Genomic DNA, 22,187 nt, shown 5'->3' on the forward strand with positions numbered 1-22,187 from the left:
CTCAGCTCTCCGGCTCAATCGGGGAATTTCGTTCAAGCGCGGCTTTGCGAGCGTCTGATGACGGCTCGCGCGGCGGCTTGCCTTCGAGGTAGCCGACGACCCGCCACATCATCGTACCGACGGCATTGCATTCCTCGTCGCTGAGCACGCCCATCATCGCCTCGATCCGGGCGGCGTGGATCGCCAGCGCCTTGCGGGTCAGGACCTCGCCATCCCCGGTCAGCCAGAGCCGGCGCACGCGCCGGTCGGCCTCGTCATTGCGGCGCTCGATCAGGCCGCGCCGCTCGAGCTCGGGGAGGAGCATGCTCATGGCGCTGCGGCCGACCAGGAGCTTCTCGGCGAGCTGCTGCTGGGTCAGACCGGGGGTACGGAAGACGTTGGCGAGCACATCGTAATGCGCCAGCTGGATGCCGAGCGGCGCCAGCGCCTCGGAGAAGACCTTTTTCCAGAGCTGGTGCATGCGCGCGACCGCGAGCCAGTTCTTGAAACGCGGCAGGTCCCACGGAAGCCCCGACTTCACGGTGCTACTCGGCTCACTTGCCGGTGCGGAAATTGGCTCTTGCATTTTGTTCATCGCTGAACATAATAGTTCAAGGCTGAACGAACAAGGTTTCCGATCATGCCCGGCACAGCGCTTCGCGTCATTCGTCCTCTCGTCCGCATCGGCAGTTTCATCGCTCCGCATACGGCCGGGCGCGCCGCCTTCAAACTCTTCTGTACCCCGCCGCGCCCGCCCGGCCCACAGAGCCGGACCGGCAAGGCGATCATCGCCGCCCGCGGCCGGCTCGCGCCGGCGATCCGGCAGGCGGTATCCTACCCGTGCGGGACGGTCAGCACCTATCTGTTCGAACCTGAGCCCCGCTTGCAAGATGGCGATGCTCCGGCGCCGACAGTGATCCTGCTGCATGGCTGGAACAGCGAGGCGGCGTTCATGACCGCTTTCGTGCAGCCATTGCTCGCGCAGGGCTTCCGCGTCGTCGCCTTCGACATGCCGGCGCATGGCACCTCGACCGGGGCCGAGCTCAACATCCCGCTCGGGGTCGGCGCGCTCGCCGCCGTGGCGCGCGTCTTTTCACCGGTGCATGCGATCGTGGCGCATTCCTTCGGCGGGGCGATCGCATTGGCGGCGCTGGCCCGCAGCGTGCCGGGGCAGCCGCGGGTCAAGTCGAACCGGCTCGCGCTGGTTGCGGCGCCCTCGTCGGTGACGACGATCACCCGTAATTTCGGTGCGACGATCGGGCTCGGCCGCCGCGGCCAGGCGGCGCTGGAGCGTCGCATCCACAGCGTCGCCGGCAATCCGGTCGAAGCCTTCGAGGGACGTGATCAGCTGGAGGCGATCGGCCTGCCGACTTTGGTGATCCATGACCGGCAGGACCGGGAACTGGATTTCCACCACGCGCAGGCGCTGGCGGCGGCAGGGCCGTTCGTGGCGCTGCAGGAGACGAGCGGGCTGGGCCACCGGCGCATCCTGCAGGCCAAGCAGGTTGTGGAGAGCGTGACGCGCTTCGTGGTGGGGTAGCGTCCTACCTCACACCCAGCCCATCAACTCCCGGCGGACCACCGCCTCGATCACCTGCATGCCCTCTTCGGAATCGTTGAGGCAGGGCAGATAGGCGAACTCCTTGCCGCCATTGTGCAGGAAGATCTCGCGGTTCTCGACATCGAGTTCTTCCAGCGTCTCCAGGCAATCGGCCGAGAAGCCGGGCGCGACGATCGCCAGCGATTTCGTCCCACCCTGCGCCAGCGCCTTCACGGTTTCGTCGGTGTAGGGCTGCAGCCACTCATCGGGGCCGAAGCGCGACTGGAAAGTCAGGCGGAAGCGCTCCTCGGAGAGGCCGAGCTTCTCGCGCAGCAGCCGGGCGGTGACGGCGCACTGGCAGTAATAGGGATCGCCCTTGAGCAGGTATTCCTTGGGCATGCCGTGCAGCGAGCAGAGGATCACTTCCGGCTCGAAGGAGAGCTTGCCGAGCGAGGCGCGGATCGAGCTGGCGAGCGCGTCGATGTAGGTCGGGTCGGCATAATAGGGATGGGCGACCCGTACTGTCGGCTGCCAGCGCATTTCCATCAGGGCGCGAAAGGCCTGGTCGCAGGCAGTCGCCGAGGTCGGCGCGGCGTATTGCGGGTAGAGCGGCACCAGGAGGATGCGGTCGCAGCCCTGCGCGATTAGGGCCTTCAGGCGGCTCTTCACATCGGGCAGGCCGTAGCGCATCGCCCAATCGACGGTGATGCGGCCATCGGCAGCCCCCACCAGTCGTTCGGCGAGCTTCTCCGTCTGCGAGCGCGTGATCGTCTTGAGCGGACCCTCATTGCGCTCATTGTTCCAGATCGAGGCGTAGTCCTTGCCCTTCCGGCCTGGGCGCGTCGACAGGATGATCAGGTTGAGGATCGGCCACCATTTCCAGCGCGGTTCCTCGATGACGCGGCGGTCCGAGAGGAATTCCTTGAGATAGGCCCGCATCGGCCGGTAGCTCGTGCCCTCGGGCGTGCCGAGGTTCATCAAGAGCACACCGATGCGGCCGCTTTTGATGGTGGCGTGGTCGGGAGGCAAACTCGGCTTGAGGCTCATCACATCCGCTTTCGTTCGGCTGTGATTTAGACGAGTTACGGTTTTCGTCCAGTCGGGCCGCATGGGGTGCGACACTGCGTAAGCAGGGGTCTCGCAAGCCGGCTAGGCTCTTGCTAGTCTTTATCGAAATCAAAACCGCAGGGGTTCACGCCGATGACCAAGATGACCCGCCGCCACGCGCTTCGCGTTCTCGGCGCACCCGCAGCCCTTGCCGCCACCACGCCGGTCGCGAAAGCGCAGACGCCGCCTGCGAGCTTCACGCTGCTGCTGGTCAACGACATCTACAAGATGAGCGACGACAAGGGCAAAGGCGGCTTCGCCCGGGCCTCCGGCATCGCCAAGGCCGAACGGGCGCGCGGCGTGCCGGTCCTGTTCTGCCATGCCGGCGACTGCTACTCGCCCTCGCTGATGTCGGGCTTCGACCAGGGCGCCCATATCGTCGCGATGCAGAACAAGATGGGCATCGACGTCTTCGTGCCCGGCAATCACGAATTCGACTTCGGCAAGGAGAATTATCTCAAGCTCGCTGCCGCACAGACCTATCCGACCTTCGCGGCGAATCTGCGCGATGCTGCCGGCAACCCGCTGCCGGGCCACAAGGATTCCCAGATCTTCGAGCTCGGCGGCATCAAGGTCGGGGTGATCGGCACGACCTTCGACCCGACGCCGCAGCTCTCCAATCCCGGCGACCTGAAATTCTCCTCGACCATGGAGGCGCTGCGGCGCGAGGCGCGCAAGCTGAAAAGCGAGGGCGCCGACATCCTCGTCGCAGTCGTGCATGCCGACCGGGCGATGGACTACGAGATCGTGCGCTCGCGGGTCGTCGACATCCTGCTGACCGGCCACGACCACGACCTTGCCATCGCCTATGACGGCAAGGTCGTAATGGTCGAATCGAACGAGGAGGGCAATTACGTCACCGCGATCGACATCGCCGCCAAGGCTTCGGGCGAGGGCGCCAATCGCAAGGTCGAGTGGACGCCGACTTTCCGCGTCAACGACAGCCGCGCCGCGACACCCGATCCCGAGGTCGCCGCCATCGTCAAGGGCTACGAGACCGAGTTGTCGAAGGAACTCGATATCGAGATCGCGACACTGGGCGCCCCGCTCGATTCGCGCACCGGGGTGATCCGCACGCAGGAGACCGCGATCGGCAATCTGATCGCCGACGCGATCAGGGCCGCGACCGGCGCGCAGCTCGCCATCACCAATGCCGGCGGCATCCGCGCCAACAAGCAATATCCCGCCGGCCACAAGCTGACGCGGCGCGACGTCTTGAGCGAACTGCCCTTCGGCAATGCGACCTCCATGGTCGAGATCACCGGCAAGGACGTGAAGGACGCGATCGAGAACGGCCTGCGCGATGCCCCTCAGGGCTCCGGCCGCTTCCCGGTGGTGTCCGGTCTTATCTTCGAGGCCGACCTCAAGCAGCCGCAGGGCTCGCGCGTCACCTCCGTGAAGGTCGACGGCAAGGAGATCGATCCGACCGGCAAATACACCGTCGCCACCAACAATTTCATGCTGACGGGCGGCGACGGCTATACCGCGCTCGGCCGCGGCAAGACGTTGATCGGCCTGACCGACGGCAAGCTGATGGCGAACGAGGTGATGGTCTATATCCGCCGCCTCGGCACGGTCGAAGCCAAGGTCGAGGGGCGGGCGGTGCTGAAATAGGCGGCGCTGCCTGGTCGTCCTGACGGGAACCCCTGCGGTCCTTCCGACCGCTGTTCAGCGGTCGGAACCGATGCGAGAAGTCAGCCAGACTTCGCGAAGCCCGGCCAGTAATGCCCGTCCGGGGTGGGGCGCTTGCCGAAGATCGCCTGGCCGACCCGGACCACGGTCGCCCCTTCCGCGATCGCTTCCTCGAAATCGCCGGTCATGCCCATGGACAGGCCGGTCAGGTCGGGATGGCGGGTAGCGGCCTCGTCACGCAGGCGGCGCAGCAGGGCAAAGCAGGGGCGCACCCGCGCCATGTCGGAGCTGAACAGAGCGAGCGTCATCAAGCCGCGCGGTCGCAGCTGCGGGAATTCGCCGAGCCGGTCGACGAAGGGCAGCAGCGCATCCGGATGCAGGCCGAACTTGCTGTCCTCGTCGGAGGTGTTGACCTGCAGGTAGACGTCGAGGCTGCGGCCATCGCGCTCCAGTTGCCGGTCGAGCAATTCGGCGAGCTTCAGGCTGTCGAGCGCATGGAACTCCCGGGCGAAGCGGGTGAGATACTTGACCTTGTTGCTCTGGAGATGGCCGACGATGCTCCAGTCGATGGCAAGATCGCCCAGCGCCTCGCGCTTGCCCATCGCCTCCTGGATCTTGTTCTCTCCGAAGGCGATGATGCCCGCCGCGAAGGCGCAGCGCAGAACCTGTGCCGGCACGGTCTTGGTGATCGGCAGCAACCGCACCGAGGCGCAGTCCCGCCCGGCGCGCGCGCAGGCCCGGGCGATGCGCTCCTCCACGGCGGCGAGATTGGCGCGGAACGTGCCGACCGGATCTGGGCCGAAGTGCTCGATATCAGCGGCGGAGAGCGATGTGTCGGTCGGGGGCTGGTCGAACTCTGCAGCAGTCAACGTTCCAATCCCCGTCGGCGCCCGTCGCGGCAGCCAGAAACTGGCATGGGCGAAGCATCATCTTCCGTATGCGTGGCCAGTCTAGTTGTGACATAGGCGCAGAGCTGGCCCGGGCAAAACGTCCAGTTGGATGTTATTGCGATGGGCCAGTTGTAGGCGCGCTTTCGCTCGAAGCTGTTCTACCGGGCAATGCCTGCCTTGGGCTGATAGGTCATCGTCCGCGCCACGCTCTGCGCCGGGCGCTTCTCGCCGGCCAGTACCTCGAAGTCGAGATGGTTCTCGGGCGGGACCAGCGGGCAGGTGACGAAATTGGTGAAGGCGCAGGGCAGCGCCACCGCATAGTTGAAGTCGATCCAGTCGATGCGGGTGTTCGCCGCATCAGTGAACTGCAATTCGATGACGCGGCCGGCGCCATAGGTGATCGGGCCGCTGGTCTTGTCGCGGACATGGGCGACGGGCTGCACGCCGGTCGGCGTGTCTTTGCCGATGAGCGCGACCGTGTGGCTCTTGCCGTCGCGCTTGAAGGTGAAGGTGCCCATGCGCGGCGTCGTCTCGCGCACGCCCGCCTCCACCGTCTCGGCCTCGAACTCGACGCGCTCGGCCGGGGTGTAGACGCCGGGAAGGCGCCAGGCGGGATCGTAGTCGAAGGCGGTGACGCCGGCATCCTCCAGGCGCGTCGCCTGGCGCGGGTCGCGCACGCGGACACCGTAGAGCCGGCTGCCGTCATGCTTGGTGCGGACGATGGTCTCGACCTCGTTCACGCCGAAATAGACCGGCACGCTCTTGCCATGGCCATAGGTCTGGTTGCGCCCTGGGATGATCTCGACCGGGCCCGCCGGGTATTCGCCATTCACCGACAGGGTCGGCCCCGAGGCGGGCGGGGTGAAGATGACCCGGCCGTTCTCGATCGACCAACGACCGGGAAGCAGCTCGAAGGCGACGTCGCGGTCGCTGTCTTCAAGCCAGTACTGGGCGACGAGCGCGGTCCAGCCATAGGGGCGGAACATGGTGGCGACATGGGCATGGCGCCATTCGCGCCACTGGCCTTCCAGATGTTCTCGCGTCGGCATGGTCGTTGTCCTTCGAAGGCTTTGAATGTCTGCTTGGGGCCGAGTGCCGGCCTAGCGGCCGGTGACCTCGGCCAGGAAGGCGAGGACGCCGCGCCAGGAGCCGTCATCGGCCTTGGCATTGCCGGAGGGCGTGCCGCCGCTGGTGTAGGGCACCTTCGAGACCGGGTGCTCGCGGCTGAGCTGCGTCGTCGGCACGAAGGGCAGGTTGATGGCGTGGCCGGCATCGTCGAAGTCGAGATGGCGGACGAGGTGGCGGTGGCCGTGCCGGCTCAAGGTGGAGACCACCATCCGCGAATAGAGGCTGGAGGGCCAGGCACGGTCGTCGCGGCCCGAGACCAGCAGCACCGGGCCGGCGATCTGCTCCACCGGGATGCGGGAACGTTCGGCCAGGGCGCGATCCTTCAGCCCCTCGAAGAAGACGGAATGGTGCCGGCTGGGCGGGGCATCGCCGGCCCAGGGATGCCAGTGCACGGCGGCATTGTCCTGCCAGAGATGGGGTAGGGGCACGCCGCCCCTGGTCCAGGTCACGCCCTGCCAGCCGCCGCGCGCCGGATCGCCGGCGCCCTGGGCGCCATGGACCATGGCGCCAGGCACATAGGCGATCACGGCCGAGACGAGCTCCGGGAAGGTTGCGCCCAGCAGGAGAGCGAGCTCGCCGCCGCGCGACTGGCCGCTGACCGCGACGAAACCGTCCCGCGGCTGGAGCTCGCGGTGCGCCCAGCGCAGGCCGGTTTCGAGATATTCGAGCGGCGTCTCCGTGATGAAGGGCGAGAGGCCGGGCGCCTTGAAATAGCCGAGCGCAAAGGCCTGGTAGCCATGCGAGGCGTAGAGCGCGCCGCGCGGCTCGTTGGTGCCGCCGCCCGAGCCGTTGAGCACGACCACCACGGGGTGCGGGCCCGGACCTGCCGGCGTGAACAGCGTGCCGACGAGTCCGTCCTCGCGGATTTCCCGGCGCGTTACCCCCGGCGCGGCGAAGCGCTGGAGAAGCTCGACCTCGGCGCGGGCGCCGTTAGCGGTCTCGGCGGTCAGCGCCGTCCACAAGGGCTGCATGACGTCGTCGGCGAAAAGCTCCTGGCTCGTGCCTTCAGCCGGGTGCTGGCCCCAGAGCAGGCCCATCGCCGAGACCTCGGCATAGTCGCCGCCGACCGGCGCGTCGCGGCTGAGGTCGACCACGCCATCGGCGTCGGCCATGAAGGTCGCCTGGCTGTCCCAGACGACGCCGCGCGAGCGCAGCGTCCGGGCGGAGACGGCGACGAGCTCATCGGGAGCTAGGCCAGTGACGGTGATCCGGCGCGGTTCGTCGATCTGGCCGTCGGCAGGCGTGACCGTGAGAACGGGCCGGGAGGTGGAGGGCGTCGTCATCTAGGCTAGTGTCCGTTGCATCACCGGTTTCCCTGGCCTGTCATGCGGTCGAGATAGGCATCGAGACGCTGGGCGAACTCCGCATCCAGCGTGGCTCCCGCCGGCAGACCGCCACCGCGTGGCCAGTGGCCGCCGCCAGTCGTCCAATCACTCTTCAATCTGGCGAGCTTGGCCTGCCAGTCAGTGGACTCCTCCGCGGCCGCAGGATCGAAGGCGAGGAGGAAGACGCCGCGCCCTTTCGGATCGCCGCGGCCGCCGCCGGCGATCCCCGCCATGAGTTCGACCACGAGCCCGAGCAGCGAGCCGACCTGGCCCCCGCGCGGCAGCAGCGCCGCGACTTCGGCGGCGACGCTCGTCGGGCGGCCATCGCCATCGAGCGCGATTCCCTCCGGCAAAGGCCTGCCGGTGGCACGGGCGGTACGGATATCGGCCATGGTGGCGCTGCTGCTCGCGACGTCGATGAGAACGCGCTCCTCGCTCCGGCCCATGGCGATAGCGAGCGGATTGGTGCCGATCACGGCCTGCGTGCCGCCATGCGGGGCGACGAAGGGCGGGCCTTCGGCGCCAGCAAGGCCAACGAGCCCGGCATCGGCGATATGGCGGACGAAGGGGGCGAGCCGGCCAAAACCGCGGACGCCGCGCAGGAAGATGGCGGCGAGGCCGAACTGCTGGGCGGCGACTTCGAGATCGAGCGTGGCGGCCGCGACGGCGAGCGGCGCGAAACAAGAGGAGCTGTCGTGCCAGCTTATGGCCTGCGGCTCGTACGTCGTCGGGAGAGGCGCGGCGTCGGCGGTCCACTCGTCGAGCATGGCGATGCCAAAGCGCGGCAGGCCGAGCGCGTCGGCCTCCACCAGAGCGGAAGCAGCGAGCCTTGCCGCCGGGCTGTCGCCGAGCGCGGCCGACAGCTTTGCTACTGCATCGGGGCCCGCGATCATGGGCCGGTGCTCCGCGTGGCGCCGCCGATCCTGATTTCGTTTTCCGAGAGATAGCCCAGCGTCATCAGGCGCTCGATCAGGAACTCGCGGGCATGCCGGATATGGGCGGTCTCGATCGCGGCGGCGCGCTCGCCGTCGCCGACCTCGATCGCATCGACCAGCGCCGTATGCTCGTCGGAATGCTGCCCGGCCTTGACGGTGAAGTCGATGGCGAAGCGCAGCAGCCGTTCGAGCTCGTCGAACAGGCTTTCCGACAGAGCGATGACGCGCTTGTTGCGGCTGCAGCGGGCGATGGCGACATGGAAGCGCCGCGCCACCTGCTGCATGGCGCCGACATCGAGCGGCGCGGCATATTCCGCGACGATCCCGCGCAATTCGGCGATCTCAGCGGCGGTGGCATAGCGCGCTGCCTGCCGGGCGGCGTGCGGGCCGATGGCGGCGCGCAAATCGAGGATCTCGTGGACCGCCTGGAAGGTGATGGCGGCGACGCGATAGCCGCTGCGGGGCAGGATCGCGATCAGCCCGTCGGCGGCGAGCTTCTGCATGGCGTCGCGCACCGGCGTCTTCGAGACCTCGTAGCGATCGGCGATGGCGGCGGCGTCGAGCGTCGTACCCGGCGCGATCTCGCAGCGCATGATCTCCCGCCGGAGCGCGAGGTAGATGCGCTCCGAAACGGGGGTATGGGCGGTGGCGGCTGGGCTGGTGTCGAGGCTCATGAGTCTTCGATCTCCAGCGTCGTCAGTGCTTGGCCCAGGGCACGAAGCGCCGCTCCAGCGCCTCCAGCGCGAGGATGGTGAGGTAGCCCATGGCCGAGATCACCACGATGCCGACGAACATCCGGGAGACCGCGAAGGTCTGCCAGGACGCCCAGATGAAGAAGCCGACGCCGCTGCGAGCGCCGAGGAACTCGGCGGCGGCGATGATGATGTAGGAGGAGCCGGCGGCGAGCTTCAGCCCGGTGAAGATGTTCGGCAATGCAGCTGGGAAGGCGATGCGTCGGAAGGTCTGGAGGCGGCTCGCGCCGGCATTCTTGGCGACATCCATGTAGATCTGCGGCGTCTGCATTACCCCGCTCATGGTGTTGTAGAGCATGAGGAAGAAGACGCCGATGGCGATGACCACGAATTTCGAGGCATCGCCGACGCCGAAGATCAGCAGGATCAGCGGCAGGATGGCGATCTTCGGCACGGGATAGAGCGCCGAGAAGATCGGCCCGAGCACCCGCCGGGTGGGCCGCGACAGGCCGAGGATCAACCCCATGACGATGCCCGGTACCGCGCCCATGGCGTAGCCGACGCCGACGCGCTGCAGCGTGGCGCCGATATGGTCGAAGAGCTCGAAGCTCAGCACCATCCGCCAGGCAGTCTGCGCGATCGCGCTCGGCGCTGGAAAGAAGCGCCGGTCGATCAGGTTGAGCTGGCTGGACACTTCCCAGAGCAGCAGCAGGAGCAGCGGGCTGAAATAGGAGGCGAGCCGGAACCATTGCTCGCGCCGGGCGGGCGCCTTGAGCCGGCGCAGCTCGTCTTCCGTCAGGGTCGCAGGGATGGCGCTCATCTCAGGCCCTCGCCGGGGAGGCCAGCAAATGCCAGACCTCGTAGGTCAGATCCCAGAAGCGCTTGTCGCGCCGCATCTCGACGACGTCGCGCGGGCGCTCGAACGGCACTTTGAGGTCGGCGACCAGCGTGCCGGGGCGCGGCGACATCACGAGCACACGGTCGGCCAGCGTCAGCGCCTCGTCGACGCTGTGGGTGATGAAGACCACGGTCTTGCCGGTCGTCTCCCAGATGCGCAGCAGCTCCTGCTGCAGGGTGAGGCGGGTCTGCTCGTCGAGCGCGCCGAAGGGCTCGTCCATCAGGAGGATGTCGCGGTCGTCGACGAGCGCGCGTGCCACCGAGACGCGCTGCTTCATGCCGCCGGAGAGCTGGTGCGGCCGGGCCCCGGCGAAATCGGCGAGGCCGGTGAGCGCCAGCAGTTCGGCGACCCGCTTGTCCTGCTGAGCGCGCGAGACGCCCTTGAGGCAGAGTGGAAAGGCGATGTTCTCCGAGACGGTCAGCCAGGGCAGGACCGAGGCTTCCTGGAAGACCATGGCCGGCGGGGTCGTGCTGTGCAACTTGATCGTACCGCTGAGCGTCTGCTCGAGATCGGCGAGGATGCGCAACACCGTGGTCTTGCCACAGCCGCTCGGCCCGACGATGCAGACGAACTCGCCTGGTGCCACGGAGAAGCTGACATCGGAGACGGCGACGGTCACCCGGTCGCCCTCGCTGTCGTAGAACGCCTTGGTCAGATGGGCGACCTCGATGGCGGGCCGGGTCACTTCGGGGGGAGCAGGGCTCACGAGCTTGAGCGCCGGCGCCATCAGGGCTTGCTCGCGGCGAGCTCGTTGGCGCGCTTCAGCAGATCGAGGCGGTAGACGGCATCGATCTTGGCCGGGCCCTTGTATTCGAGCGCGCCGCGCTTGCGGAAGAACTCCTCCTGCTCGCGCACCGAAGCCATGTCGATGGCGCCATCCTCGGAGCGGACGGTGTAGGGGATGCCGCGCAGGGCGTCGCGCTCGGTCCCGGTGTACTTCGCGACGATGTCGAGGATCTTGTCGTCCTGCCAGCCGCCCTTGTCGAGCAGGCGGGCAGCCTTGAGATAGCCCGCCATGAAGCGCACCACTGCATCCTCGTTCTTGGCGACGAAGTCCTGGTTGAAGGCGATCAGCCCGAGCTCGGTGCCGAAGGTGTGGTCCTCGACCAGCCGGCGGCCGAGGCCTTGCTTTTCGAGCTGCCGGGCAAAGGGCTCGATGCTCCAGCCGGCCTCAAGCCCGCCATTGGCGAAGGCAGCGGCCGTGGCCGGCGGCGGCAGGTAGACCGGCTCGATGTTCTCGATCGTCAGCCCGCCCTTTTCCAGCGCCTTGGCGACCGAGAACATGCCGAAGCCGCTCGGCCCGGGAATGCCGACGCGCTTGCCCTTGAGACCGGCGACGCTGCGGATGCCGGCGTCCCAGGCCTTCTGCGAGATCATGAAGGGCGAGGGCGAGGGCACCGTCGCCGGCATCCGGGCCGAGGTCGCGATGATCGCGACGGTGGCGCCGCGGTCGAGCGCGTTGAACAGGCCGGCGCCCCAGGTCGCGGCGCCCGCCTCGATGTTGCCGGAGGCGAGCAGCTGGATGGTCTCGGCCGTGCCGCCCTTCGGTTGGAGCGTCACCTCGACGCCGAATTCCCTGAAGAAGCCGAGCTCCCTGGCGACGAAGAACGGCGCGTAGTCGGCGAAGGGCGAATAGAGGAACTCGACCTTGGGCAGCTTCTGGGCCCGGGCTGTCGAGGCAAAGGCGGGAGCGAGGGCGGTGGCGGCCGCAGCTGCCATGAGATCACGACGGCTGATTGAAGGCATGCGCGGCTCCATACGCCAATGTGGCCCGTCGGTTCCAGGGCCTGACGAGGCCGCCACCGACTTCCCGCGAAGCAGCGCTACCGGGAGCTGCTGCCGGCGGGCGGAGCGTCCACCCGGATAGGGTTGCTTACAACTGATGTATCAATCACGCAATCTGATATTTCCATAACTGCGCTTGGTGCTGATCGGCCTGCCTTCGACGTCGGCTCGTTCAGCTGCCGCGTGCTCGCCGGAGCTGGCGCCTGGGAGCCGATCGTCGCGGTTCATTCGGCTGCAGGTCATGGACGGCTTGATCGCGGCTGCCTTTGCGGCTCTCATGCGGTTTCCCGGTTCGCTTTCGGGAAAGCTGGATGATCGGTGTCGAATTTGCCGGGAGTCCCGACAATCCAGGGTCCGCAGTCGTCCGGGAACGGACGAGCATGACGGAGCCGAGACGGCGGCGCGGCATGGATTATCGTGCTGCAAGGAGGAACGATGACGATCGAACTCGGACGTGCTCGAGACACGATGCGGCGATCCGCGGGCGCCGTGGCATGCGGCATCGCGTTGCCGCTCCTGCTGGCTGGCTGCGGTGGCGGCGAGGGGCTGTCGTCGTCCTCGAATAGTGCTGCAAGCGCGCCGGCCCCGGCCGGGATCTCGCGCAATGCCCTGATCGGGCGCTGGGGTGTCGCATCCTTTCACACGGAAAAGGACCGCAAGCGCACGGAAGCCGAGGCGCGGGCGCAGTGCAAGCAGCCCTATGTCATCGCGCAGGGCCCCGGCGACGGCGTGATGATGCACGCCGCCGACGATCCCAAGCTCTATGAGCTCAGGCTGAAGGCCGGAGCCGGGGGCAAGACCTATCTCGGCTTCGAGGCGCCGGCCGGCGATCCGCAGGACCGTGAATTGCTGTCGGTGAAGCCGAAGGAAATCGTGGCGCGCTTCGTCGATCCCGACGTGCATGCCCGCTATGGCACCTTCATCTACAGCCGCTGCGGCTGAACGGAGGCGATCAGATGAACCAGATCATTCGCGCCGCCCTGCACGGCCTGATCGTCTCCGGGCTCGGGCTGGCGCCTGCTCTCGCCTTGCCGGGCGTCGCGGCGGCGCAGCCGCGCCCGCCAGCGGCGCTCCAGGAGACGATGGACGTCGGCGATGAGCCGGGCCGTGTCTCGACCGAGGAGGTCAGCATCACCGAGGGGCCCTATGCCCGCCAGATGGTGCTGTATCGCTCGAACGAGGCACCCGGCACCGTGGTGATCCATTCGGCCGAGCGCTTCCTTTATGTGGTGCAGGGCAATGGCCGGGCCTTGCGCTATGGCATTGGAGTCGGCCGCGAGGGCTTCACCTGGTCCGGCCAGGTCCAGGTCAGCCGCAAGGCGGAATGGCCGGACTGGCGCCCGCCGCCGGAGATGCTGCAGCGCCAGCCCTATCTGCCGCGCTTCATGGCCGGCGGCCCCGGCAACCCGATGGGAGCGCGCGCGCTCTATCTCGGCTCGACCGTCTTCCGCATCCACGGCACCAACCAGCCGGAGACGATCGGGCAGGCGATCTCGTCGGGCTGCTTCCGGCTCGCCAATGGCGACATCGCCGACCTCTACGATCGCGTGCCGCTCGGTACCAAGGTCGTCATCCGCCACAAGGCGACGCTGTGACCGGCCCCGCCGCCTCCGCCGACCTGCAGAAGGAACAGACAGACATGTCGAAGGTCTCCTGGATTGCCCGCTGTGGTCTCGGCCTCGCCGCCCTCGCGGCTTTCGCACTTCCCGCCGCTGCCGGCACGCTCGACACCGTAAAGCAGCGCGGCGCGTTGCAATGCGGGGTCAGCGAAGGGGTGGTCGGCTTTTCGGAGAAGGACGCCCAGGGCGCCTGGCGTGGCTTCGATGTCGATTTCTGCCGCGCCGTCGCGGCGGTCGTGCTCGGCGATGCCGGCAAGGTCGCCTTCACCCCATTGTCGGCGAGCCAGCGCTTCGATGCGCTGAAGGGCGGCACGGTCGATCTCTTGGCGCGCAACTCGACCTGGACGCTGGGACGCGAGGCCGAGCTCGGATTGGCGTTCGCCGGCATCACCTATCATGACGGCCAGGGCTTCCTGGCGAAGCGCGCGCTCAAGGTCGATTCAGCCCTCTCGCTCGACAAGGCGAAGATCTGCGTCGAGGCCGGCACCACCACGCAGCTCAACCTCGCCGATTTCTTCAAGGCCAACTCGATGACCTATGAGGAGAAGGTCTATCCGAGCGCAGCCGAGGCCTTCGCCGCCTTCGAGGGTGGGCAGTGCGACGTGCTGACCCGCGACCAGTCGGCGCTGCACGGCGAGCGGCTCAGGCTGGCCAAGCCCGCCGAGGCGATCGTGCTGCCGGACGTGATCTCGAAGGAGCCGCTCGGGCCGGTGGTGCGCAGCGACGACTTCCCCTGGTTCACGGTGGTGAAATGGGTGAATTTTGCGCTGGTCAATGCCGAGGAACTCGGTGTCTCCGCTGCGAATCTCGATGAGGCACTGAAGTCGCAGAAGCCGGATGTGCGTCGCTTCACCGGTGCTGAGGGCGGTTTCGGCAAGGCGCTCGGCCTCGAGGCGGACTGGGCGGTCCGCGCCGTCAAGGCGGGCGGGAGCTATGCCGAAATCTATGAGCGCAACCTCGGCACCGGCTCGAAGCTCGGCATCCCGCGCGGCCTCAACCAGCTCTGGAGCATGGGCGGCGTGCTCTACGCGCCGCCGCTGCGATAGGCGCCGGTCGTCCGGCTTCAGGACTGGAACAGGCGGCTGTACTGCGTCTCGTGCCAGGCGCTCGCCATCGCCAAAGCGGGAGCGAGGTTACCGATCTCATCGTCGCCAAGCGAGCGGGCTTGGGCCGCAGCCTCCTCGATGGCCGTGGTGGCCTCGATGAGCAGGCGCTGGCCGGCGGTATGGCCGAGCGGCACGAGCTTGATCGCAGCGGTCACCTGCCCCTCGACATAGACCCAAAGAAACCCTTTGAGGGCCGCTTCCGGGGCGATGCGCCAATGCTGGCCGGCGAGAGCGAAGGCGGCGGCGTAGGTCAGCGTGTCGCCAGCATGATGTCGGGCGGCGGGGACGTCGAGATCGGCGAGCAGCCGCAGCAGCGCCTCGCCCTGCCGCCTGTCCTCGCGCTGGAATTCCCGGCTTTCACGCCCGGCCGCGAGCCAGGCATTGGCCATCAGGAAGCGCTCCTGGTCGCCTTCCTCCAGCGCCGTCGCCATGCGCCAGAACAGTGCGCCGTCGAGCTGCGCGACATTGGCCCTGAGCGTGCCGAGGATCCAGTCGCGTGCGCTCACTTCGTCCGAGACCCAACCGGCATGGACGGCCGCTTCGAGCCCGCGCGAATAGGAGAAGCCGCCGACCGGCAGGCCTTGGCTCACCAGGCGCAGCAGATGCAGCGGGAGCGAATCCCGGTCGCCGTCGGAGGTTGGGGCGCCGTCCATCTCTCAGGCCTCGGCCGGGCTGGCCTCGCTGGCGCGCTGCGTCGGCAAGCCGCCATGCGCGACGATGAAATCGACGATCGTGTCGAGGCCCTTGCCGCGCGAGAGATCGGTGAAGCCGAAGGGCCGCTTTCCGCGCATCCGGGCCGCATCCGTCTGCATCACGTCGAGATCGGCGTTCACATAAGGGGCGAGGTCGCTCTTGTTGATGACGAGGAAGTCGGAGCGGGTGATGCCCGGCCCGCCCTTGCGGGGGATATCCTCGCCCTGGCACACGGAGATGACATAGAGCGTCAGGTCGGCGAGGTCGGGCGAGAAGGTCGCTGCCAGATTGTCGCCGCCGGATTCGATGAAGACGATGTCGAGATCGGGGATCCGCCGGTTGATCTCGGCGATGGCCTGCAGGTTGATCGAGGCGTCCTCCCGGATCGCCGTATGCGGGCAGCCGCCGGTCTCGACGCCGACGATGCGCTCCTCCGGCAGGGCCTGCCGACGCACCAGGACCATGGCGTCTTCCTTGGTGTAGATGTCGTTGGTGACGACGGCGATGGAGTAGTCCTCCCGCATCGCCTTGCACAATTTCTCCGTGAGCATCGTCTTGCCCGAGCCGACGGGGCCGCCGATGCCGACGCGGAGGGGGCCGTTCTTCGAGATCATGAGCGCAGGGCCTCGAACGATGGACGTGTGATGCAGCCTACAGGCTTCCCGCGTCGGATTCAGCCGTGATGGTGATCGTGCTTCCCGTCGCCATGGGAATGCCCATGGTGATGCGAATGCCCGTGGCCGTGATCATGGTGCCCGTGGTCATGCGAATGCGTTTGGTCATGGCTGTGGCCATGATCGTGTTCATGTCCATGGTCATGCGCGTGGCTGTGGCCATGGCCGGAATAGGCGCCGCGCACCGGGTCGAAGGGCGCGACGATGTCCTCGACCTCGGCGCCGAGCCCTTCGAGCATGGCCTTGATGACATGGTCGCGCAGGATCAGGATGCGGTTTGTCGCGATGGAAGCGGCGAGATGACGGTTGCCGATGTGCCAGGCGAGTTCGGCAAGATGCAGCGGATCACGGGCCCGGATCGCATAGAGCGGCTCGTCGGCGGCGGCGATCTCGACCAGGCCGCCGCCCTCGATCGCCAGGGCGTCTCCGGCGGACAGCACGACGGTTTCGGGCAGGTCGACAAGAACCTTGTTGCCATCGATGGTTTCGATCATGCGCCGGCGCAGATGCCGCGCGTCGTGCTCGAGGACCGCGCGGCCGAGCACAGGCTCATGCGGCGTGGCCGCATCACCCGCGCGTCGGACGGCTATCGCTTTCAACATGCTGAACCCCGTTTCGGACGCGGTCCTGCTCGCGCTGGGATGAAAGTCCGAGAACTATCCCAAAGCGAGACGGGGCGTCAGTCTCCGGTTGCAGAACAGCTTCGATCCGGATGTTCGTCAACGCTCGATCGAGGATCAATTGCTTCAATTGCCCAAACAATGGGCGAATGCTGATAATACAGGCTCTAAATTGCTCTCGGTTGAAGCATGGGGCGGCTTACGCCGGCTGAAGCGCGGTCCATGAACGCAGTTGTGCCTACTCGATCCTCCGAACCGGCCCATTCGACCGTGGCTTCGCCGGCTCGCGCCCAGTATGCGGCGCAACCGAGCGCGTGGCCTGCCGAGCTCGAGCTGTGGTTCGCGCTGAATGCCGGCAAGACCCGCCTCGTCCGCCGCCGTCATTTCGGCCCGCTTGTCGTGCAGCGGCCGTTCCACCCGGAGAAGGACGGGACCTGCCATGTCTACCTGTTGCACCCGCCGGGCGGTGTCGCCGGTGGTGACCGGCTCGATCTGCGCTTCCATCTCGACGCCGGAGCGCGCGCGCTGCTGACGACCCCCGGCGCGACGAAATTCTACCGCAGCGAGCACAGCGCCGGCACGCAATCGGCCGATATCGCGGTCGGCGCCGGCGCTGTCTGTGAATACCTGCCGCAGGAAACCATCGTCTTCGACGGGGCCGATGCGCGGATCGAGACCAAGGTGTCGCTTGCCGCCGACGCCAGCTATGTCGGCTGGGACTTCCTGTGCCTTGGGCGCCCGGCTGCAGGCGAGCGCTTCGAGACGGGGCGCCTCAGCCAGCGCATCGAGATCGTCCGGAATGGCAGGCCGATCTGGTTTGAGCGCCTGGAACTGCGGGGCGGCTCGCCTCTGCTGGAGGCTGCCTTTTCCCTGGCCCGCCAGCCGAGCTGGGGAACGATGGTCTATGCCGGCACGGTCGCCGAGAATGCGGCGGAGCAGGTGCGGGCCGCGATCGGCGCAGCGGGAGACGGCGTCTTCTCGGTCAGCCAGCTCGAAGAGGCCGTGGTCTGCCGCTATCTCGGGCCGCGGGTCGCGGACGGCAAGGCCTTGTTCGTGCGGGCATGGAACGTGCTTCGGAGCCTGGGGCAGGGCAAGGTGGCCGATATTCCGCGCATCTGGGCCACCTGAAACGATCGATTGCGAGGATGGGGGAAGGCGATGGAGCTGCTTCCGCGCGAGAAGGACAAGCTTCTGCTCTTTACCGCGGCGCTGCTGGCAGAGCGGCGCAAGGCACGAGGCGTCAAGTTGAACTATCCGGAGACCGTCGCCTATCTGTCGGCGGCCATCCTGGAAGGCGCGCGCGACGGGCGTACCGTGGCGGAGCTGATGTCCTATGGCGCGACGCTGCTGACGCGCGAGGATGTCATGGAAGGCGTCCCGGAGATGATTCACGACGTGCAGGTCGAAGCCACCTTTCCGGACGGAACCAAGCTGGTCACCGTCCACAACCCGATTCCGTGAGGCGGCGAGATGATCCCGGGCGAGTTCTTCATCGAGGACGGCATGATCGAGCTCAATGTCGGCCGCGAGCGGCGGTCGATCGAGGTCGCCAATTCCGGCGACCGGCCGATCCAGGTCGGTTCGCACTACCATTTCTACGAGACCAACGCGGCGCTGCGTTTCGAGCGCGAGACGGCGAGGGGCTTCCGGCTCGACATTCCGGCGGGGACGGCCGTCCGCTTCGAGCCGGGACAATCGCGCACGGTCGCGCTGGTCGCGCTGGACGGCGACAGGGTGGTCTACGGCTTCAACGCCAGGGTCATGGGCAGACTGGAGGCCTGAGATGGCGCGCATCACCCGCGAGAACTATGCCTCGCTCTACGGTCCGACCAAGGGCGACCGCATCCGCCTCGCCGATACCGAGCTCGTGATCGAGATCGAGACGGATCACACGATCTACGGCGAGGAGGTCACCTTCGGCGGCGGCAAGGTCATCCGCGACGGCATGGGCCAGAGCCAGCGCAATGCCGCGGAGGTGCCCGACCTTGTCATCACCAATGCGGTGATCCTCGACCATTGGGGCATCGTGAAGGCTGATGTCGGGATCAAGGACGGGCGCATCGCCGCGATCGGCAAGGCCGGCAATCCCGACATCCAGCCCGGCGTCGACATCGTCATCGGTCCCGGCACCGACGTGATCGCCGGCGAGGGCAAGATTCTGACTGCCGGCGGCGTCGACGCCCATATCCATTTCATCTGTCCGCAGCAGGCGGAGATGGCGCTTGCCAGCGGCACGACCACGCTTGTCGGCGGCGGCACGGGCCCCTCCGTCGGTACGCTCGCCACCACGGTGACGCCGGGCCCATGGTACATTCACCGCATGCTCGAGGCGATCGAGGACCTGCCGCTCAATATCGGCCTGCTCGGCAAGGGTAATGCAAGCCTGCCCGAGCCGTTGCGCGAGCAGGTCCGGGCCGGCGTCATCGGCCTCAAGCTGCATGAGGACTGGGGCACGACTCCGGCGGCGATCGACAATTGTCTGTCCGTCGCCGACGAGATGGACGTTCAGGTCGGGCTGCATTCCGACACGTTGAACGAGAGCGGCTTCGTCGGTGACACCTTTGCGGCGACGAAAGGCCGCGCGATCCACTCCTTCCATACGGAAGGAGCCGGCGGCGGCCATGCGCCGGACATCATCACAGCGGCCGGCCAGGAGAACATCCTGCCCTCCTCGACCAATCCGACCCGCCCCTACACCGTCAACACCATCGACGAGCATCTGGACATGCTGATGGTGTGCCACCATCTCAGCCCGCGGATCCCCGAGGACGTGGCCTTCGCCGAATCGCGAATCCGCAAGGAGACGATCGCAGCCGAGGACATCCTCCACGATCTCGGCGCCTTCTCGATGATGTCGTCGGATTCGCAGGCGATGGGTCGCGTTGGGGAGACGATCCTGCGCTGCTGGCAGACGGCCCACAAGATGAAGGTCCAGCGCGGGCCACTGCCCGAAGACAACGCGCGCAACGACAATTTCCGCTGCAAGCGCTATGTCGCCAAATACACGATCAACCCGGCGATCACCCACGGCTTTGCCCATGAGGTCGGCTCGATCGAGATCGGCAAGCGTGCTGACCTCGCGCTCTGGAAGCCGGCCTTCTTCGGCGTCAAGCCGTCGCTCGTGCTGGTGGGCGGGATGATCGCCACCGCCCCGATGGGCGATCCGAACGCCTCGATCTCGACGCCGCAGCCGGTCCATTACCGGCCCATGTTCGGCGTGCTCGGGCGCGCCCGCGGCAAGACCGGGGTCACCTTCGTCTCGCAGGCGGCGCTCGATGACGGGATCGGCGACAGGCTCGGCCTGCAGAAGCAGCTGGTGGCGGTGAAGGGCACGCGTGGGGTCCGTAAGAAGGACATGATCCACAACGCGCTGACACCGAAGATCGAGGTCGACCCGCAGAATTACCAGGTGCGCGTCGACGGCGAGCTGATCACTTGCGAACCCGCGACCTCGCTGCCGATGACGCAGCGCTACTTCCTGTTCTGAGGGAGGGGCAGCCAGCACTGAACTTCGCCGTGGGAGAAGTTCCATCGGCTTGGGGATAGTGACGCGCCGTGCCGGGGACGATCCCGGTGAAGGACGGCAAGAAGATCGGCGCCGGTGGCGTGAGTCGACCTGAAACGAACGTTTGATGGGTCGCCTTGATCAGTGCCCCGAGGGGCGATAGTGACGAAAGCCTGCGTCCCGTCGCGGAACGGGCATTCGGCCGGAATGCGGCCGCCGCGAGAGCCGAGGGCGCTCGAGGCAGGGCATGAGAGCACGCAGCGCGAGAAAGCCGGCCCGGACCGCGACGGCGGAGGTGACGAAGCCAAGCCCGATGCGCGGCGAGATCCTCGCCGCCGCTGCCGAGATCATCGTACGCAAAGGCTATGGCGCCTGCACGATGCGGGCGGTGGCGGCGCTGATCGATATGAAGGCCGGCAGCCTCTATTATCACTTCAAGTCGAAGGACGAGATCGTCGAGGAGATCCTCAACCAGGGCATCGAAACGCTCCATGCCCGGGTGGCGGAGGCGATCCGCAGCCTGCCGACCGACGCGCCGTTCGCGGGCCGGCTGTCCGCGGCGGTCGGGGTGCATATTTCGAGTCTGGTCGGCAAGGACCAGAACTACATGCACGTCTACGAGCACCTGCCGCCAGTCATCAAACGGCGCAGCCGCAAGATGCGCGAAACCTATGCCCAGCTCTGGCACGATCTCTTCGCCGGCGGCGTCGCCAGTGGCGAGGTCGATGCCAGCATCGACCTGCAGCTGCTGGTGCCGTATTTCCTCGGCGGGCTAAACCGCGTGCCGGAATGGATGCGCGCCAGCGGCGCCAGCAGCGACCAGGTTGCGGCGCTGGCCATCGCGACCCTGCTCGACGGGATCAGGGCCGGGCGATAGCGGCTGCGATCAGGCGCGACTATGCCGGCGCGAGGCCATGGCGACGACGATCACGACGGCGACCATCAGCGAGCTCACCACGATCAGGGCCGTTGCCAGCGAGACGGCGGTCATGACCGCGCTGGCGAGGATGATCCCGGTGGCATTTGCGGTGCGCAGCAATGCGAAGACTTCGGGCCGCTTTTCGGGCGGTGCGAGGGAATCGAGGGCAAGCGAATAGTGGGTGCCTAACGGAGCAAGAACCGCTCCGACCAACACGGCGCCAAGGACTGTCGCAGCCATCGAGAGCTGGGCCGCGCCGAGGATGGCCCCGGCCGTCATGATCATCAACTGGATCAGGACGGCGCGGCGGCTTCCCATGCGGTTGCGGACGCTGACCCAGATGCCGCCGGCCACCGAGGCGATGCAGAGCGGGACGGTGAAGAGGATTGCCAGAGCAGGGGCGTAGCCGAAATGCAGCGCCAGGGCGACGGCGCCGATCTCCAATGCCGCCACGGTGGAGCTGCCTGCCGCGGCGCAGACCAGCCAGAGCAGGATTGCCGGGCTGATGACCGAGGCGTCGGCCCGATGGACCTCTTCCGTCGGCGTCGACATCACGGTCGGAACGAGCAGGGCCGGGATTGCGCCAAGGGCTGCGATGACCAGAACGGCGAATACGGGGGACATGGTGCCCAGTCCGGAAGCCGCTACGGGAGCCAGGACGAACGTCACCTCGTTCAGCGTGGCCGCGATGCCGAGCGCCCTCGGTAGCTTCGTTGGCGGCGTGAGCTGGTTGAGGATGGTCCGAAGATATCCGAACGCCGCGCCGTTCACCGCCCCTGCCAGCGCCGAGAACGCCACCAGCCAGACGAAGGGCGCCGAGTAGTACGCCAGCAAGGCGACGGCGCCGAGGGACACCGTGCGGAACAGTATCAGCAGCCGCAGAAAGCTCGCTGGCGGCAGGCCCCGCCCTGCCCGGGTAATCGGGATCGCACCGGCGACCTGGGCCAGCGTCATCGCCAGGATCATCCCCGCCCCGCCGCTGGTGTCTCCCGTCAGCGCCAAGGCGACCAGTGCAAAGGCGACCGGCCCGGCGGCTTGCGGGACGGTCAGGGTCGCGGAGGAGATGAACCAGCGAATCAGCGGCACTGAGCTTGCCGTCCTGGTCGTGGCAATCGTCATGGGCCGGCCCCAGCGAAAAGG

The 22,187-nt window shown here is 67.3% G+C and carries 24 protein-coding genes; 10 read left to right on the top strand and 14 right to left on the bottom strand.

Features of this window, described 5'->3' with window-relative positions:
- Nucleotide 1: 1 nt before the first annotated feature.
- Nucleotides 2-565 (bottom strand): MarR family winged helix-turn-helix transcriptional regulator, encoded by a 564-nt coding sequence (locus AC1DS0_RS19015; RefSeq protein ID WP_476815847.1) that lies wholly within the window; start codon nucleotides 563-565, stop codon nucleotides 2-4.
- A 54-nt stretch (nucleotides 566-619) separates the two neighbouring features.
- On the opposite strand from AC1DS0_RS19015, the gene AC1DS0_RS19020 reads away from it, so the two are divergent.
- Nucleotides 620-1,519 carry an alpha/beta fold hydrolase gene (locus AC1DS0_RS19020; protein WP_476815848.1) on the top strand — a complete coding sequence of 300 codons (900 nt, stop codon included), beginning with the start codon at nucleotides 620-622 and terminating at the stop codon, nucleotides 1,517-1,519.
- Nucleotides 1,520-1,528: 9 nt separating this feature from the next.
- On the opposite strand, the gene hemH is transcribed toward AC1DS0_RS19020, so the two are convergent.
- Nucleotides 1,529-2,566: a ferrochelatase gene (gene hemH / locus AC1DS0_RS19025; protein ID WP_476815849.1), complete on the bottom strand. Its 1,038-nt coding sequence runs from the start codon at nucleotides 2,564-2,566 to the stop codon at nucleotides 1,529-1,531.
- A gap of 153 nt (nucleotides 2,567-2,719) precedes the next feature.
- On the opposite strand from hemH, the gene AC1DS0_RS19030 reads away from it, so the two are divergent.
- Nucleotides 2,720-4,240 (top strand): bifunctional metallophosphatase/5'-nucleotidase, encoded by a 1,521-nt coding sequence (locus AC1DS0_RS19030; protein WP_476815850.1) that lies wholly within the window; start codon nucleotides 2,720-2,722, stop codon nucleotides 4,238-4,240.
- Between the two features lie 80 nt (nucleotides 4,241-4,320).
- Here the strand turns inward: AC1DS0_RS19030 and AC1DS0_RS19035 are convergent, their stop codons facing one another.
- The 8 genes from AC1DS0_RS19035 to AC1DS0_RS19070 form a co-directional block, all read right to left on the bottom strand.
- The gene (locus AC1DS0_RS19035) at nucleotides 4,321-5,127 is read right to left on the bottom strand and encodes a YggS family pyridoxal phosphate-dependent enzyme (RefSeq protein ID WP_476815851.1); all 807 of its coding nucleotides are present in this window, start codon (nucleotides 5,125-5,127) and stop codon (nucleotides 4,321-4,323) included.
- 179 nt (nucleotides 5,128-5,306) lie between these two features.
- Complete coding sequence (locus tag AC1DS0_RS19040) at nucleotides 5,307-6,197, bottom strand: DUF1684 domain-containing protein (RefSeq protein ID WP_476815852.1); 891 nt, start codon at nucleotides 6,195-6,197, stop codon at nucleotides 5,307-5,309.
- 51 nt (nucleotides 6,198-6,248) lie between these two features.
- Entirely contained in the window at nucleotides 6,249-7,559 is a 1,311-nt protein-coding gene (locus AC1DS0_RS19045; protein WP_476815853.1) for an acyl-CoA thioesterase/BAAT N-terminal domain-containing protein, read from the bottom strand.
- Between the two features lie 20 nt (nucleotides 7,560-7,579).
- A complete protein-coding gene (locus AC1DS0_RS19050) occupies nucleotides 7,580-8,494 on the bottom strand; it encodes an Ldh family oxidoreductase (protein ID WP_476815854.1) in 915 nt (304 codons plus the stop codon).
- Complete coding sequence (locus tag AC1DS0_RS19055) at nucleotides 8,491-9,210, bottom strand: GntR family transcriptional regulator (RefSeq protein WP_476815855.1); 720 nt, start codon at nucleotides 9,208-9,210, stop codon at nucleotides 8,491-8,493. Before AC1DS0_RS19055 ends, AC1DS0_RS19050 begins: the two co-directional genes overlap by 4 nt.
- Before the next feature lie 22 nt (nucleotides 9,211-9,232).
- Nucleotides 9,233-10,048, bottom strand: a complete 816-nt coding sequence (locus tag AC1DS0_RS19060) for an ABC transporter permease (RefSeq protein WP_476815856.1) — start codon at nucleotides 10,046-10,048, stop codon at nucleotides 9,233-9,235.
- Nucleotide 10,049: 1 nt separating this feature from the next.
- Nucleotides 10,050-10,832, bottom strand: coding sequence for an ABC transporter ATP-binding protein (locus AC1DS0_RS19065; RefSeq protein WP_476815857.1), 783 nt, complete (start codon nucleotides 10,830-10,832; stop codon nucleotides 10,050-10,052).
- Nucleotides 10,833-10,852: 20 nt separating this feature from the next.
- Entirely contained in the window at nucleotides 10,853-11,872 is a 1,020-nt protein-coding gene (locus AC1DS0_RS19070; RefSeq protein ID WP_476815858.1) for an ABC transporter substrate-binding protein, read from the bottom strand.
- Between the two features lie 474 nt (nucleotides 11,873-12,346).
- On the opposite strand from AC1DS0_RS19070, the gene AC1DS0_RS19075 reads away from it, so the two are divergent.
- From AC1DS0_RS19075 to AC1DS0_RS19085, 3 genes are read left to right on the top strand one after another with little or no spacing between them, the layout of a single operon-like run.
- Nucleotides 12,347-12,853, top strand: a complete 507-nt coding sequence (locus AC1DS0_RS19075; RefSeq protein WP_476815859.1) for a hypothetical protein — start codon at nucleotides 12,347-12,349, stop codon at nucleotides 12,851-12,853.
- Between the two features lie 14 nt (nucleotides 12,854-12,867).
- A complete protein-coding gene (locus tag AC1DS0_RS19080; protein ID WP_476815860.1) occupies nucleotides 12,868-13,506 on the top strand; it encodes a L,D-transpeptidase in 639 nt (212 codons plus the stop codon).
- Nucleotides 13,507-13,550: 44 nt separating this feature from the next.
- Nucleotides 13,551-14,576 (top strand): amino acid ABC transporter substrate-binding protein, encoded by a 1,026-nt coding sequence (locus AC1DS0_RS19085; protein ID WP_476815861.1) that lies wholly within the window; start codon nucleotides 13,551-13,553, stop codon nucleotides 14,574-14,576.
- Nucleotides 14,577-14,593: 17 nt separating this feature from the next.
- On the opposite strand, the gene AC1DS0_RS19090 is transcribed toward AC1DS0_RS19085, so the two are convergent.
- Genes AC1DS0_RS19090 through AC1DS0_RS19100 form a run of 3 tightly spaced genes read right to left on the bottom strand, consistent with a single transcriptional unit; the run spans nucleotide 14,594 to nucleotide 16,605 of the window.
- Nucleotides 14,594-15,289: an urease accessory protein UreF gene (locus tag AC1DS0_RS19090; protein WP_476815862.1), complete on the bottom strand. Its 696-nt coding sequence runs from the start codon at nucleotides 15,287-15,289 to the stop codon at nucleotides 14,594-14,596.
- 3 nt (nucleotides 15,290-15,292) lie between these two features.
- A complete protein-coding gene (gene ureG, locus AC1DS0_RS19095) occupies nucleotides 15,293-15,943 on the bottom strand; it encodes an urease accessory protein UreG (protein ID WP_476815863.1) in 651 nt (216 codons plus the stop codon).
- Nucleotides 15,944-16,002: 59 nt separating this feature from the next.
- Nucleotides 16,003-16,605 carry an urease accessory protein UreE gene (locus tag AC1DS0_RS19100; protein ID WP_476815864.1) on the bottom strand — a complete coding sequence of 201 codons (603 nt, stop codon included), beginning with the start codon at nucleotides 16,603-16,605 and terminating at the stop codon, nucleotides 16,003-16,005.
- Nucleotides 16,606-16,845: 240 nt separating this feature from the next.
- Between AC1DS0_RS19100 and AC1DS0_RS19105 the strand changes: the two genes are divergently transcribed.
- The 5 genes from AC1DS0_RS19105 to AC1DS0_RS19125 all read left to right on the top strand — a co-directional run bounded on the left by AC1DS0_RS19105 (nucleotide 16,846) and on the right by AC1DS0_RS19125 (nucleotide 21,005).
- A complete protein-coding gene (locus tag AC1DS0_RS19105) occupies nucleotides 16,846-17,751 on the top strand; it encodes an urease accessory protein UreD (protein ID WP_476815865.1) in 906 nt (301 codons plus the stop codon).
- Between the two features lie 30 nt (nucleotides 17,752-17,781).
- Nucleotides 17,782-18,084 carry an urease subunit gamma gene (gene ureA, locus AC1DS0_RS19110; protein ID WP_476815866.1) on the top strand — a complete coding sequence of 101 codons (303 nt, stop codon included), beginning with the start codon at nucleotides 17,782-17,784 and terminating at the stop codon, nucleotides 18,082-18,084.
- A 9-nt stretch (nucleotides 18,085-18,093) separates the two neighbouring features.
- Nucleotides 18,094-18,405, top strand: a complete 312-nt coding sequence (locus tag AC1DS0_RS19115) for an urease subunit beta (RefSeq protein WP_476815867.1) — start codon at nucleotides 18,094-18,096, stop codon at nucleotides 18,403-18,405.
- A 1-nt stretch (nucleotide 18,406) separates the two neighbouring features.
- Entirely contained in the window at nucleotides 18,407-20,110 is a 1,704-nt protein-coding gene (gene ureC, locus AC1DS0_RS19120) for an urease subunit alpha (RefSeq protein ID WP_476815868.1), read from the top strand.
- A 265-nt stretch (nucleotides 20,111-20,375) separates the two neighbouring features.
- Complete coding sequence (locus AC1DS0_RS19125) at nucleotides 20,376-21,005, top strand: TetR/AcrR family transcriptional regulator (protein WP_476815869.1); 630 nt, start codon at nucleotides 20,376-20,378, stop codon at nucleotides 21,003-21,005.
- 9 nt (nucleotides 21,006-21,014) lie between these two features.
- Here the strand turns inward: AC1DS0_RS19125 and AC1DS0_RS19130 are convergent, their stop codons facing one another.
- Complete coding sequence (locus tag AC1DS0_RS19130) at nucleotides 21,015-22,166, bottom strand: MFS transporter (RefSeq protein ID WP_476815870.1); 1,152 nt, start codon at nucleotides 22,164-22,166, stop codon at nucleotides 21,015-21,017.
- Nucleotides 22,167-22,187: the final 21 nt, after the last annotated feature.

It is taken from the genome of Allobosea sp. P4_H5, assembly GCF_056400825.1.

Coding starts and splice junctions, on each gene's coding strand:
- AC1DS0_RS19130 (WP_476815870.1), bottom strand. CDS start 22,166: ATGACGATTGCCACGACCAGGACGGCAAGCTCAGTGCCGCTGATTCGC.
- AC1DS0_RS19045 (WP_476815853.1), bottom strand. CDS start 7,559: ATGACGACGCCCTCCACCTCCCGGCCCGTTCTCACGGTCACGCCTGCC.
- AC1DS0_RS19090 (WP_476815862.1), bottom strand. CDS start 15,289: ATGGACGGCGCCCCAACCTCCGACGGCGACCGGGATTCGCTCCCGCTG.
- AC1DS0_RS19060 (WP_476815856.1), bottom strand. CDS start 10,048: ATGAGCGCCATCCCTGCGACCCTGACGGAAGACGAGCTGCGCCGGCTC.
- AC1DS0_RS19100 (WP_476815864.1), bottom strand. CDS start 16,605: ATGTTGAAAGCGATAGCCGTCCGACGCGCGGGTGATGCGGCCACGCCG.
- AC1DS0_RS19105 (WP_476815865.1), top strand. CDS start 16,846: ATGAACGCAGTTGTGCCTACTCGATCCTCCGAACCGGCCCATTCGACC.
- AC1DS0_RS19115 (WP_476815867.1), top strand. CDS start 18,094: ATGATCCCGGGCGAGTTCTTCATCGAGGACGGCATGATCGAGCTCAAT.
- AC1DS0_RS19020 (WP_476815848.1), top strand. CDS start 620: ATGCCCGGCACAGCGCTTCGCGTCATTCGTCCTCTCGTCCGCATCGGC.
- AC1DS0_RS19055 (WP_476815855.1), bottom strand. CDS start 9,210: ATGAGCCTCGACACCAGCCCAGCCGCCACCGCCCATACCCCCGTTTCG.
- AC1DS0_RS19075 (WP_476815859.1), top strand. CDS start 12,347: ATGACGATCGAACTCGGACGTGCTCGAGACACGATGCGGCGATCCGCG.
- AC1DS0_RS19125 (WP_476815869.1), top strand. CDS start 20,376: ATGAGAGCACGCAGCGCGAGAAAGCCGGCCCGGACCGCGACGGCGGAG.
- AC1DS0_RS19080 (WP_476815860.1), top strand. CDS start 12,868: ATGAACCAGATCATTCGCGCCGCCCTGCACGGCCTGATCGTCTCCGGG.
- AC1DS0_RS19040 (WP_476815852.1), bottom strand. CDS start 6,197: ATGCCGACGCGAGAACATCTGGAAGGCCAGTGGCGCGAATGGCGCCAT.
- AC1DS0_RS19070 (WP_476815858.1), bottom strand. CDS start 11,872: ATGCCTTCAATCAGCCGTCGTGATCTCATGGCAGCTGCGGCCGCCACC.
- AC1DS0_RS19030 (WP_476815850.1), top strand. CDS start 2,720: ATGACCAAGATGACCCGCCGCCACGCGCTTCGCGTTCTCGGCGCACCC.
- AC1DS0_RS19015 (WP_476815847.1), bottom strand. CDS start 565: ATGCAAGAGCCAATTTCCGCACCGGCAAGTGAGCCGAGTAGCACCGTG.
- hemH (WP_476815849.1), bottom strand. CDS start 2,566: ATGAGCCTCAAGCCGAGTTTGCCTCCCGACCACGCCACCATCAAAAGC.
- ureG (WP_476815863.1), bottom strand. CDS start 15,943: ATGATCTCGAAGAACGGCCCCCTCCGCGTCGGCATCGGCGGCCCCGTC.
- AC1DS0_RS19050 (WP_476815854.1), bottom strand. CDS start 8,494: ATGATCGCGGGCCCCGATGCAGTAGCAAAGCTGTCGGCCGCGCTCGGC.
- ureA (WP_476815866.1), top strand. CDS start 17,782: ATGGAGCTGCTTCCGCGCGAGAAGGACAAGCTTCTGCTCTTTACCGCG.
- AC1DS0_RS19085 (WP_476815861.1), top strand. CDS start 13,551: ATGTCGAAGGTCTCCTGGATTGCCCGCTGTGGTCTCGGCCTCGCCGCC.
- ureC (WP_476815868.1), top strand. CDS start 18,407: ATGGCGCGCATCACCCGCGAGAACTATGCCTCGCTCTACGGTCCGACC.